The 12,736-nt window shown below is 60.2% G+C and carries 8 protein-coding genes and 1 riboswitch; of the genes, 7 read left to right on the top strand and 1 reads right to left on the bottom strand.

The genetic code is table 11. The annotated features are described in order from the left end of the window. Window positions 1-47: 47 nt before the first annotated feature. Window positions 48-2,225, bottom strand: coding sequence for a catalase/peroxidase HPI (katG, locus tag ACMYSK_RS06575; protein ID WP_434641188.1), 2,178 nt, complete (start codon window positions 2,223-2,225; stop codon window positions 48-50). Window positions 2,226-2,803: 578 nt separating this feature from the next. Continuing rightward, window positions 2,804-2,902, top strand: a riboswitch (guanidine-I (ykkC/yxkD leader). Window positions 2,903-2,958: 56 nt separating this feature from the next. Between katG and ACMYSK_RS06570 the strand changes: the two genes are divergently transcribed. The 7 genes from ACMYSK_RS06570 to atzF all read left to right on the top strand — a co-directional run bounded on the left by ACMYSK_RS06570 (window position 2,959) and on the right by atzF (window position 12,585). Further along, window positions 2,959-4,017 (top strand): putative urea ABC transporter substrate-binding protein, encoded by a 1,059-nt coding sequence (locus tag ACMYSK_RS06570; protein ID WP_434641186.1) that lies wholly within the window; start codon window positions 2,959-2,961, stop codon window positions 4,015-4,017. A gap of 24 nt (window positions 4,018-4,041) precedes the next feature. After that, on the top strand, window positions 4,042-4,857 hold the full coding sequence (locus tag ACMYSK_RS06565; RefSeq protein ID WP_434641184.1) for an ABC transporter permease: 816 nt from the start codon (window positions 4,042-4,044) through the stop codon (window positions 4,855-4,857). Continuing rightward, window positions 4,854-5,633: an ABC transporter ATP-binding protein gene (locus tag ACMYSK_RS06560; protein ID WP_434641182.1), complete on the top strand. Its 780-nt coding sequence runs from the start codon at window positions 4,854-4,856 to the stop codon at window positions 5,631-5,633. The genes ACMYSK_RS06565 and ACMYSK_RS06560 overlap by 4 nt, the downstream gene beginning before the upstream one ends. A 4-nt stretch (window positions 5,634-5,637) precedes the next feature. After that, on the top strand, window positions 5,638-6,366 hold the full coding sequence (locus ACMYSK_RS06555) for an urea amidolyase associated protein UAAP1 (protein ID WP_434641180.1): 729 nt from the start codon (window positions 5,638-5,640) through the stop codon (window positions 6,364-6,366). A 10-nt stretch (window positions 6,367-6,376) separates the two neighbouring features. Then, a complete protein-coding gene (locus ACMYSK_RS06550) occupies window positions 6,377-7,012 on the top strand; it encodes an urea amidolyase associated protein UAAP2 (protein WP_434641178.1) in 636 nt (211 codons plus the stop codon). Window positions 7,013-7,183: 171 nt separating this feature from the next. Next, window positions 7,184-10,789, top strand: a complete 3,606-nt coding sequence (gene uca, locus ACMYSK_RS06545) for an urea carboxylase (protein ID WP_434641176.1) — start codon at window positions 7,184-7,186, stop codon at window positions 10,787-10,789. Beyond that, complete coding sequence (atzF, locus tag ACMYSK_RS06540; protein WP_434641174.1) at window positions 10,786-12,585, top strand: allophanate hydrolase; 1,800 nt, start codon at window positions 10,786-10,788, stop codon at window positions 12,583-12,585. Before uca ends, atzF begins: the two co-directional genes overlap by 4 nt. Window positions 12,586-12,736 lie beyond the last annotated feature (151 nt).

Below are 12,736 nucleotides of genomic sequence, written 5' to 3'. Positions count from 1 at the left end.
TGAAAGGAAAAAGCCCCGGCGGGCAAGGCGCCAGCCGGGGAGGGAGATTACAGGTCGTAACGGTCGAGGTTCATCACCTTGGTCCAGGCGGCCACGAAGTCACTCACCAGCTTCTGCTGAGCATCCTGGCAAGCGTAAACTTCTGCCAGCGCCCGCAGTACCGAGTTCGAACCGAAAACGAGGTCGGCACGAGTCGCGGTGTACTTGCTCTCGCCGCTCTTACGATCGCGGCCTTCGAACAGTTCACCTTGCTCGTCAGTGGCATTCCAGACGGTGGCCATGCTGAGTAAGTTGACAAAGAAGTCATTGCTCAGCACGCCGACGCGGTCGGTGAAGACCCCGTGCTGGCTCCCGTCGTAGTTAGCACCCAGCACCCGCAGGCCGCCCACCAGCACCGTCATTTCCGGGGCGGTCAGCGTCAGCTGCTGGGCTTTATCCAGCAGCAGCGTCTCAGTCGAAACACCGCCTTCAATGCGGCGATAGTTACGGAAACCATCCGCCAGCGGTTCCAGCAGATCGAAGGACTCGATATCAGTCTGATCCTGACGGGCATCCACCCGGCCCGGTGCGAACGGCACGCTGACCTGTACACCGGCTGCCGCTGCGGCCTGCTCAACGCCGACGACACCTGCCAGCACGATGATATCGGCCAGAGATGCTTTACCGGAGGCTTTCTGAATAGCCTGCAGCGTCGGCAGCGCTTTCGCCGCAATGGCGTTCACCGGCCACGCTTTCTGTGGCGCCAGCGCCAGACGGGCACCGTTAGCTCCGCCGCGTTTATCACCGCCGCGGAAGGTGGAGGCGGAGGCCCAGGCCACCGACACCAGCTCGCTGACCGACAGCCCGGCATCGGCAATGGCGGTCTTGAGGGTAGCAATATCCGCCGGGGACGGGTTATGGATCGCGGCAGGTAACGGATCTTGCCAGATCAGATCTTCTTTCGGTACTTCCGGTCCGAGGTAGCGGGACTTCGGCCCCATATCGCGGTGGATCAGTTTGAACCAGGCGCGGGCAAAGGCTTCATTGAAGGCCTGCGGATCGTTAAGGAAGCGACGGGAAATTTTGCCGAATTCCGGGTCAAAGCGCAGCGTCAGGTCGGTGACCAGCATGGTCGGCTTGCGTTTTTTCTCCGGGTCGAACGGGTCAGGGATCAGGTCCGGGGCGTCTTTGGCTTCGAACTGAATCGCACCTGCCGGGCTGCGGGTCTGCACCCACTCGTATTTGAACAGGTTCTCGAAGAAGTAGTTGCTCCACTGGGTCGGAGTCTGCGTCCAGACAACTTCCAGACCCGAGGTGATTGCGTCGGGGCCAGCACCGCTGCCGTAGCTGTTGGCCCAGCCCAGACCCTGCGCTTCAATTGGAGCGGCTTCAGGCTCTGCGCCCACGTGAGTGGTCACCGCTGCGCCATGCGTTTTCCCAAGGGTATGACCGCCGGCGATCAGCGCGACGATCTCTTCATCGTCCATCGCCATGTTGCCAAAGGTGGCGCGAATGGCGGCAGCGGCAGAGAGCGGGTCACCGCTGGCGTTCGGGCCTTCCGGGTTGACGTAGATCAGACCCATTTCGGTCGCACCCAGCGGCTGTTGTGCCAGGCTTTCCGGGTGACGATGTTCGAGCCAGGCTTTTTCATGGCCCCAGTCAACGTCCAGATCCGGCTCCCAGACATCTTCACGACCGGCGCCGAAGCCGAAGGTACGGAAACCGGCATTTTCCAGCGCGACGTTACCGGCCAGCATGTACAGGTCCGCCCAGGAGATTTTCTGGCCGTATTTTTGCTTCACCGGCCATAGCAGGCGGCGGGCTTTATCCAGACTGACGTTATCCGGCCAGGAGTTCAGCGGGGCAAAACGCTGCTGTCCACGGCCTGCGCCGCCGCGACCATCAACGGTACGATAGGTACCGGCACCGTGCCAGGCCATACGAATAAACAGCCCGATGTAGCTGCCCCAGTCTGCCGGCCACCACTCTTGCGAATCGGTCAGCAGCGCTCTGAGGTCTGCTTTCAGTGCGGCATAGTCGAGTTTTTTAAACTCTTCACGGTAGTTAAAATCTTCGCCCAGGGGATTTGAGCGGTTGGAATGCTGGTTTAACAGATCCACGCGGAGTTGGTTTGGCCACCAGTCACGGTTGGCGGTGCCGCCACCGGCACTCTGTGTGGGCTTCCCTGTGTGAAAAGGGCACTTCCCGGCGGATGCGTTGTTAGATGAATCGTTAGACGTGCTCATATCAGGCTCCGTTTGCTTTTGTGAATGCCATTACGATATACACTGCAACCAATAAGTGATACTTGAATGAATCTACGGAATTAATAGTTATATCCTTTTAACAACAGGCGATAAAGAAATCCATAAAATATTTGTGGGTTAAAGCCAAAATACGTAAAGCGGCTTACGTACGTTCTCATTAGCTAATCAGTATAGGACACTGTGACGGCGCGTCTGGTGATAAAATCAGCGGTTGCAAAAAAGCTAAGCAGGTGAATTCTGGTCAATTACTGGCCACCCGTTGTGGTGTTGAAAAATAAGAATTCTGGGGGTGAACACCCTCTTTTATATAACGCTGAAGCGCTGGCAGAATGGTCGCGGGGAATATTTCCGCGGTGCTGGAGGGCTTATTGTCGGCAGGCGTCCGGGAGTGGACAGGGCGCCTGCACCAAATTCACGCACTGCCCCAAAATCACTCCCCATTGTGGTGTGATGCAGCAGTCATAATCCTTATGTTGCTGAATTCACAAGAACTATTTTCTGGCATGCCCTTTGCAAACGATAAATCAGAAGGCAGCGCAACAGACAATCAAGATGATCCAATAGCTGGCTAGGGTTCCGGTTCACGCAGGTGAATGTCTGGTCCGAGAGCTGGCGACCTCTGCGAGGTTACACGGCGGGACAAAAGCCCGGGAGACAGCAGCACCGTCAGGTGTCGCGCTGCTCCTGTTTTTGTGCCAACCAGAGGTTCATAATGAAGACATCCCGCGTAATCCGCTCTTTCCTGCTGTCGCTGGCGCTGCTGGCCAGTTTTCCTTCCTTTGCCGCCGTAAAAAAAGAGTTCAACGTCTGCTGGACGATCTATGCCGGCTGGATGCCCTGGGGCGCCATCAGTAACGAAAAAATTATTGATAAATGGGCCGCTAAGTACGGCATCAAAATCAATATTGTGCAGCTCAATGACTATATCGAGTCGATTAACCAGTATACCGCCGGCCAGTTTGATGGCTGCACCATGACCAATATGGATGCGCTGACCATTCCTGCGGCGGGCGGTGTTGATACCACCGCCCTGATCACCGGCAGCTATTCCGACGGCAATGATGGCGTAGTACTCAAAGGCACCGGTAAAACGCTGAGCGACCTGAAAGGTATGCAGGTCTATCTCCCGGAACTGTCGGTTTCGCACTATCTGCTGGTTCGCGGTCTGGAGAAGGCCGGTCTGCAGGAAAAAGATGTCAACGTCGTTAATACCTCTGATGCCGATATCGTCTCTGCCTTTGGCACCGCTAGCGTCCGCGCCGCCGTGGCATGGAATCCGCAGCTGTCGGCGATTAAAAAGACCCCGCAAACCAGCGAAGTCTTTAGCTCCGCGCAGGTTCCCGGCGAGCTTATCGACATGATGGTGGTCAACACGCAAATCCTGAAAGATAACCCTGCGTTGGGGAAGGCGCTGACCGGCGCATGGTTTGAAATGATGGCCAAAATGCATGCCGGAGACGAACAGGCGCTGAGCGCTATGGCGGCAGATTCCGGTACCGATCTCGCGGGCTATCGGGCACAGCTGAAAACCACCCACCTTTTCTGGACCGCCGCCGAGACCCTGACGTTCATCTCCAGCCCGGAGCTGGCGAAAACCATGCAGCGCGTGGCGCAGTTTTCTTTTGATAAAGGGCTGCTGGGCGAAGGGGCACAAAGCGCCGATTTCATTGGTATGAGCTTCCCGGGCAACGTCACCGTCGGCGACGGCGGTAACACTCGCCTGCGCTTCGACGATAGCTATCTGAAAATGGCCGCCGCAGGCCAGCTGTAATCACTGACGACGGGAGTGAACGCCATGCGCCAAATTAACCGCCATCCGCAGCAGGGCATGCAGCTGATGCTGATGCTGTTGCCCTTCGTGTTGCTGATTGCCGCCTGGTTTATCGGCTCCGCTATTCGCCTTGAAGCTAACCCGCAGGACAAGCTGCTGCCCGGTCTGTCACAGATGGCGGCGGCCATCGAACGGATGGCGTTTATGCCGGACAAACGCAGCGGCGAATATCTGCTGTGGGGTGACACGCTGATCAGCCTGACCCGGCTGCTCATCGGTCTGGCGGTATCCGCAATGATCGGCCTGAGCATCGGGATCGTCTCCGGCGTGTTTCCGGTGTATCGCGCCGCGCTGTCGCCGCTGATGACCGTCGCCTCGATGGTGCCGCCGCTGGCGATCCTGCCGGTGCTGTTTATCGTCTTCGGCCTTGATGAACTCTCCAAGGTGATGCTGATCGTGATTGGTATTACGCCGATGCTGGCACGCGACCTCGAACAACGGGCGCGGGAAATTCCGGCGGAGCTGTTTATCAAAGCGCAAACCCTCGGTGCCAACAGCTGGACGGCGGTGCTGCGCGTGGTATTGCCGCAGTTGCTCTCGCGCTTAATCACCTCGCTGCGCCTGCTGCTGGGTTCGGCGTGGCTGTTTTTGATTTCGGCGGAAGCCATTTCCGCCACCGCCGGGCTGGGCTACCGTATTTTCCTCGTACGACGCTACATGGCGATGGACGTGATCATTCCCTATGTCATCTGGATAACCCTGCTGGCCTGGCTGATGGATCTGGCGCTGCGCCAGCTGCACAAAGTCTGCTTCCCGTGGGCCGAAGGAGGCCGGGCATGAGTTTTATCACCATCAACAACATCTGGCAGGAGTACGGCGACCACGTGGTGCTGGAACGCATCAATTTAACGGTTAAAGAAGGGGAGTTTTGTTCAATGGTCGGGGCCTCCGGCTGTGGGAAATCCACCTTTTTGCGCCTGCTACTGGGGCAGGAGAAGCCGACCCGAGGCCAGATTACGCTCGATGGCCAGCCGCTGGCTCCCGAGCCGGATCGCAGTCGCGGCGTGGTTTTTCAACGTTATTCGGTTTTTCCGCATCTTAGCGTACTGGATAACGTGACCGTCGGTCTGGAACTGCCGTCCGCGCCGTGTTTTGGCCGCCTGTTTGGCGCCCGTAAGCGCGCCGCCCGCGAACAGGCGGCGCAGATGCTGGAGAAAGTGGGGCTCTCCCACGCCCTTAACCGCTATCCGGCGCAGCTTTCCGGCGGAATGCAGCAGCGCCTGGCAATCGCACAGGCGTTCGTGATGCAGCCGCGGGTTCTGCTGCTTGACGAGCCTTTTGGCGCGCTCGATCCCGGTATTCGCAAAGATATGCACGCGCTGCTGCTCCAGCTGTGGAGCGAGACGCGAATGACGGTCTTTATGGTCACCCACGATCTGGCCGAAGGGTTCAATCTTGGCACCCGTCTGCTGGTCTTCGACAAAGTGCGCCACGATCCGCAGGCTCCCAACGCCTACGGCGCGCGCATTACCTACGATATTCCACTTAATGAGACCCGGATGTCGCAGATGCTCGGCACCGGCACCGATAACAACGTCTATGCCCTAAGGAGATAGCCCGATGACAACCCAGTTTCATAGCTCGCCGAGTTTGCGCGAAGAATTTCTGCCGGGCGGGGGGCATACCTCGTTCATTCTGCGCCGTGGACAGATCCTGCGCCTGACCGATATCGACGGTGGGGCCAACGTCAGCATGATGATGCTCAATCCGCACGAGAAGAGCGAACGTCTGAATCTGCCGGATACCCTCAAGGGGCAGCACACCGCCCGGCTGACCGCCGGACACTGTTTCTACTCAGATATGGGCCGCGTACTGGCCGGCATCGTCGCCGATAGCTGCGGCTGGCACGATCCGTTTGGCGGCGTGCTCAACGCGCAGGAGACGGAAGAAAAATATGGTGCGGGCCGCTACCAGCAGCTGCGCAACGCATTTCATCGTAACGGTACCGATAATCTGCTGGTCGAAATGGGCAAATGGGATCTCGGTCTGGAGGATCTGCTGATGGTGGTCAACTTCTTCAGCAAAGTGAGCGTAGAGAACGACGGACGCTTGCAGTTTTGCCCGGCGAACTCCGCGGCGGGCAGCTACGTTGAGCTGTTTGCGCCCATGGATGTGCTGATGATCCTGACCGCCTTGCCGCACCCGATGAACCCGGCCCCCGAATATGCCCCGCGTCCGCTCCAGCTGAGCTGGTATCAGGCCGATGATGAGCAGGCGGCCGTCGAGTCGCTGTTTACCCGCGATGAGAACCAGCGTGCTTTCACTAATACCCAACTGTTTGCCCTTTGAGGAACCTGCCATGAACCTTGTGACCAGTACCCGTAACCCGGACGATGCCGTCTATCGCCACGTGATCCCGGCGGGCGAACCCTGGCTGTTCGAAATGGAAAAGGGGCAGACCCTGCGCCTGCTCGATCTTGAAGGTAACCAGGCAATCGACACCCTGTTTTATTGCGCCGACAGCCCTCGGGAGCGCTACGACCCGCAGCGAACGCTGCGCCGTCAGGGAAATGCCTATCTGACGACCGGGAGCGTGCTTTACTCCAACCTCGGCAATCCGCTGCTGACCATCGTGGCCGATACCTGCGGACGTCACGATACCCTCGGCGGAGCCTGTGCGCAGGAGAGCAACACCGTGCGCTATGCGCTGGATAAACGCTATATGCACAGCTGTCGGGATAATTTCCTCTGCGCCTGCCTGCACGACGGCCGGCTGCATAAGCGTGATATCGGCGCCAATATCAACTTTTTTATGAACGTCCCGGTGACCGAAGCCGGCGGTCTGACCTTTGAAGACGGTATCTCCAGTGCCGGGAAGTACGTCGAACTGCGGGCGGAATGCAACGTCATCGTACTGATCTCCAACTGCCCGCAGCTGAATAATCCCTGCAACGGCTGGAACCCGACGCCCGCGGAGGTGCTGGTATGGAACTGACCCGCTGGCAGCGCTGGCGCCTGCTGGCCTGGCGTCTGTTTTCCGTCCGTGCCGAACGTCTGTCAAGTACACCCACGCGTAAGTCCTGACCCTCTTACGCGCCCCGGGGACGACCCTGGGGAGGTCGATTCTTTTGCTGCGGGACGACCCGCCACGATGTGAGTCCCGTGTATGTTCAAGACCTTATTGATTGCTAACCGTGGCGCCATTGCCTGCCGAATTTTGCGCACCCTGCGCGCGATGCAGGTAAAAGGCGTGGCGGTCTACTCTGATGCAGACCTCAGCAGTTTGCATATTCGCGAAGCCGATGAGGCCATCAGCCTCGGCGATGGCCCGGCAGCGCAAACCTATCTGATGACGGATAAGATCATTGCCGCCGCGTTAAACAGCGGAGCCGAGGCGATTCATCCCGGCTACGGCTTTTTATCGGAAAATGCCGCCTTTGCAGAGGCCTGCGAAGCCGCCGGGCTGGTTTTTGTCGGCCCAACCCCGGATCAGCTGCGGACGTTTGGTCTGAAGCACACCGCCCGGGCGCTGGCAAAAGCGCAGGGCGTCCCGATGCTGGAGGGCACCGGCCTGCTGGCCGATAGTGCCGAGGCGTGCCGGGCAGCGGAGGACATCGGCTACCCGGTGATGCTAAAAAGCACCGCGGGGGGCGGCGGTATTGGGATGCGCGTCTGCCGCGATGCCCGCGAGCTGGCGGATGCGTTTGAAGCCGTCCGGCGACTGGGACAGAACAACTTTAGCGACGCGGGCGTGTTTGTCGAAAAATACATTGAACGCGCACGCCATCTGGAAGTGCAGATTTTTGGCGACGGGCAGGGCGACGTTATCGCCCTCGGGGTACGCGACTGCTCGATTCAGCGCCGCAACCAGAAAGTGATCGAAGAAACCCCGGCGCCAAATTTACCCGCTGGCATGGCGGAGTCCCTTTGCGCAGCGGCAATTGCGCTGGGTAAAGCGGTCAGCTATCGCAGCGCCGGAACGGTTGAATTTGTGTATGACAGCGCGGCACGACGCTTCTATTTCCTGGAGGTCAATACTCGCCTGCAGGTTGAACACGGCGTGACCGAGCAGGTGTGGGGCGTCGACCTGGTGCACTGGATGGTGGCGCTGGCGGCCGGTGAATTGCCGCCGCTCGCCGTCCTGCTTGCCGACCTGAATCCACGGGGACATGCCATCCAGGCGCGGATTTATGCCGAAGATCCGGGAAGGCAGTTTCAGCCATCGCCAGGTTTGTTGACCGATGTCTCTTTCCCGCCGGCAGACGGCGAAACCCTGCGTATCGACCGCTGGGTCGAGGCGGGTTGCGACGTGCCGCCATTTTTTGACCCGATGCTGGCCAAAGCGATCGCCTGGCGCCCGACCCGCGAGGAGGCTATTGCGGAACTGGCCCGGGCGCTGGCAAATACCCGCCTGTACGGTGTGGAAACCAACCGCGTTTATCTTCAGCAGATTCTGGCATTTGAGCCTTTTACGCGCGGTGAACTCTGGACCCGGTGCCTGGAACAGCTGAGCTACCGGGCGGCGACCGTCGAGGTGCTCAGTGCCGGTACGCAAACCAGCGTCCAGGATTATCCCGGCCGTCTGGGGTACTGGGCGGTGGGGGTTCCACCGTCGGGGCCGATGGACGACAGGGCGCTGCGCCTCGGCAACCGGCTGCTGGGTAATTCTCCGGGAGAAGCCGCGCTGGAAATCACCCTGACCGGGCCAACGCTGAAGTTTCATTGCGACACCCACGCGGTGGTGAGCGGCGCGCCTGTCCCGGTTCTGCTGGCGGGCATCCCGCAGGTGATGAACTGCGTATTTCGGATCCCGGCGGGTGCAACGCTGAAAATCGGTGCTATCGACGGCGCAGGAGTCAGAAGCTATCTCTGCCTGCGCGGGGGCATCCAGGTCCCGGACTATTTAGGCAGCAAAAGTACCTTTACTCTGGGGCAATTTGGCGGCCATGGCGGGCGCGCGCTGCGTAGTGGGGATGTTCTGCATCTGACCTTCGCCAGCGAGGGGAAAACCGGAGCCGCGCTGCCCGTTGCGCTGACGACACCCCTTAGCGAAAAGCGCACCCTGCGGGTGATTTATGGTCCCCACGGGGCGCCGGAGTTCTTTGCCGCAGAATATATCGATACCTTTTTCGCCACCGACTGGGAAGTGCATTTTAACTCCAGCCGTACCGGCGTGCGGCTGATTGGCCCTAAACCGCTGTGGGCTCGCGAAAGCGGAGGTGACGCGGGGCTGCATCCCTCGAATATTCACGATAACCCTTACGCCGTCGGCGCGGTCGATTTTACCGGCGACATGCCGGTTATTCTTGGCCCGGACGGCCCGAGCCTCGGCGGTTTCGTCTGCCCGGTGACGGTCATCGAGGCCGACCTGTGGCAGCTGGGACAGTTAAAAGCCGGTGATAAAGTGCGTTTTGTCCCGGTGGATCTGCCCACCGCCCGTCGGCTGGCTGCAGGCTACCGCACTGAGCTGGCCACGCTTGAGGCGGCGCCGGTTGCGTGGCAGCCCACGCCTCTGAATTCACCTGTGGTGATGAACTGCGGGGAGGCGGATAAGCGCCTGGTAGCCCGCCTTTCCGGCGATACCCATTTGCTGCTGGAGGCGGGAGACGCCGAACTCGACCTGGTGTTGCGTTTTCGCATTCATGCCCTGATGCAGGCCCTGGAGAATCTGCCCCGACCGGGCGTGATTGATCTAACGCCGGGGATCCGCTCCCTGCAGATTCATTTCCAGCCGGAAATGCTGACGCTTGAGGCGCTGCTGCAATGGGTGAGCGCGGAGTGGACGACGGTGTGCCTCAGCGACGATCTAGAGGTCCCCACCCGGGTCGTGCATCTCCCGCTGTCGTGGGATGACCCGGCCTGCCGTAAAGCGATTGATAAATACATGACCACCGTGCGCCGCGACGCCCCCTGGTGTCCGGGCAACCTCGAATTTATCCGCCGGATTAACGACCTGCCGGACGAACAGGCGGTGTGGAATACGGTGTTTGACGCCAGCTATCTGGTGATGGGGCTGGGCGATGTTTATCTTGGTGCCCCGGTGGCGACACCGCTTGACCCGCGTCACCGTCTGGTGACCACGAAATACAACCCGGCGCGCACCTGGACTGCGGAAAATTCGGTGGGGATCGGCGGAGCCTATCTGTGCGTTTACGGTATGGAAGGCCCCGGCGGCTACCAGTTTGTTGGCCGTACGCTTCAGATGTGGAACCGCTATCACGAGGTGGCTGATTTTGCCGGTAAACCCTGGCTGCTGCGCGTCTTCGACCAGCTGCGCTTTTATCCGGTTTCTGCCGATGAATTGCTGCAAATTCGCCGCGATTTCCCGCTTGGCCGCTATTCGCTGCGTATTGAGCACAGCACGCTGCGGCTGGCGGAGTACCAGCAGTTCCTGCAACGGGAAGCCGCGAGTATCGACGCGTTTCGTCAACATCAGCAGCGCGCGTTCAATGACGAACGTGAACGCTGGATTGCCAGCGGTCAGGCACATTTCGACAGCCAGGAGGCGCCGGTCGATGCGGGAGATGAGCCGCCGCTGCAGCGCGGACAGCAGGGCGTTGAGAGCCCGATTTCCGGCAATCTGTGGCAGGTGCAGGCCGCTGCCGGGAGCCATGTTCGCACCGGCGACGTTCTGGTGGTGCTGGAGTCGATGAAAATGGAAATTCCGCTGCTGGCACCGTGCAATGGTGTCGTTCAACAGATGCATGTTCAGCCGGGCGCATCGGTACGTGCCGGGCAACGCGTGGCGGTGATCCTGGAGGAGAACGTATGAGTCAGCCAACCTTTGATTTACGCCTCGCAACCCTGGCGGAGGCCTACCGGCGCGGCGAATGGACCCCGCGAGCACTGCTGGCCGACCTGCGTGAAAAAGCGCTGGCGCTGAATCCGGAATATCAGCTGTTTATTCATATTCTGACGCCAGAAGAGCAGGAACCCTGGCTGGCGGCGCTGGATGAGGTTTCACCTCAGATGCTGCCGTTGTACGGCGTGCCGTTTGCCATCAAAGATAATATCAATCTCGCGGGGATAACCACCACCGCCGCCTGCCCGGCATTCGCCCGCACCGCGACGGAGGATGCCACTATCGTGGCACAGCTGATTGCCCTTGGCGCCATCCCGGTTGGCAAAACTAATCTCGATCAGTTCGCCACCGGGCTGAACGGCACGCGCTCTCCCTATGGCCGCTGCCGGAATGCTTTTCATGCGGACTATCCTTCCGGCGGTTCCAGCGCCGGTTCCGCGCTGGCGGTAGCGCTCGGCGTCGCCAGTTTCGCCCTCGGTACCGATACCGCCGGCAGCGGGCGGGTGCCGGCGGCCCTGAATAACCTGACGGGCCTGAAGGCCAGCAAGGGGCTTATCTCAACCGCGGGGGTGGTGCCCGCCTGTCGGACGCTCGACTGTACGACATTCTTTACCGCCACCGCCGACGAGGCCAGTCAACTGCTGGCCCTGACCGCCCGGCGCGATCCGCAAGATGCCTATAGCCGCCATAATCCGCTGTGGAATGGTCGGCAGGCGTTTGGCACCCCGGCACCAGGATTTCGTTTCGGGGTACCGCAGACGCTGAATTTCCTCGGCTGTCCGCAGAGCGAGGCGTTATTTATGCAGGCGAAAGCGCGGCTGATAGCCCTTGGTGGCGTACCGGTGAACCTCGATATAACGCCGTTTCTCGCCGCCGCACGCCTGCTTTACGACGGTCCGTGGGTCGCAGAACGGTATGCGATAGTGGGGCCGTTGATTGAGCAGCAGCCGGACGCGGTGCTCCCGGTGATACGCGATGTGCTGGCGAAAGCGCCGGGGATCGATGCCGTGGCCACTTTCCGGGCGATGTATCAGCTGCAAACGTACAAGGCGGAGTGTGATGCGTTGCTGGAGACGCTGGACTGCGTGTTGACGCCAACCTACCCGCGCCCGGTAACGCTGGCCGAGCTGGAGGCCGAACCGGTGCAGCGAAATGCCGATCTGGGCTACTACACCAACTTTATGAATCTGCTGGATTACGCGGCGGTAAACGTGCCGGTCGGATTTCTGGCAAACGGGCTGCCCTCCGGCGTGACGCTGTTTGGTCGGGCCTTTACCGACCAGTATCTGCTTGGTGTGGCCGATGCTTTCCAGCGCGTGCAGCCATTGCCGCTGGCGGGCGGCACGCGGCTGGCCGGTGACGCGTCCGCCGCAATCGCCAGCCACGACCGGATGCCTCTGGTGGTATGCGGTGCCCATCTTGACGGTCTGGCGCTAAACGGTCAGCTGCGGGAGCGGGGAGGTCGTCTCCTGACGGCGACGCAGAGCGCTCCGCGCTACCGGCTGTATGCCCTGGCCGACGGACGGCGTCCGGGTATGGTGCGTGATGACAATGGTGGCGCAGCCATCGCCGTCGAAGTGTGGGAGCTGCCCTCTGCCGAGTTGGGATCGCTCCTGACGGCCATTCCCTCGCCGCTAGGGCTTGGAAAAGTCGAACTGGCAGACGGACGCTGGCTGAGCGGTTTTATCTGCGAAGGCTATGGCCTGCAGGGGGCTTGCGACATCACCACCTACGGAGGCTGGCGAGCCTGGCTGGCCCGCGACTGAGCATCGGGCCTCTGCCATTATCCGGCAGAGGCCATTTCGTGACAGTGTCACGCATATCGCAACCTCCGACTTTTGCTACCGGCCCGGTTCGGGCATCTAACATGCTGAAACATTTCTGCTAAATCATTAGCAACCTTTCTGTAGGGCCAGC

It is taken from the genome of Klebsiella sp. I138 (assembly GCF_051131765.1).
Classification (GTDB): domain Bacteria; phylum Pseudomonadota; class Gammaproteobacteria; order Enterobacterales; family Enterobacteriaceae; genus Klebsiella.
Note: the sequence above shows the minus strand (reverse complement) of the source record. Positions and strands in the feature narration are given on the sequence as shown.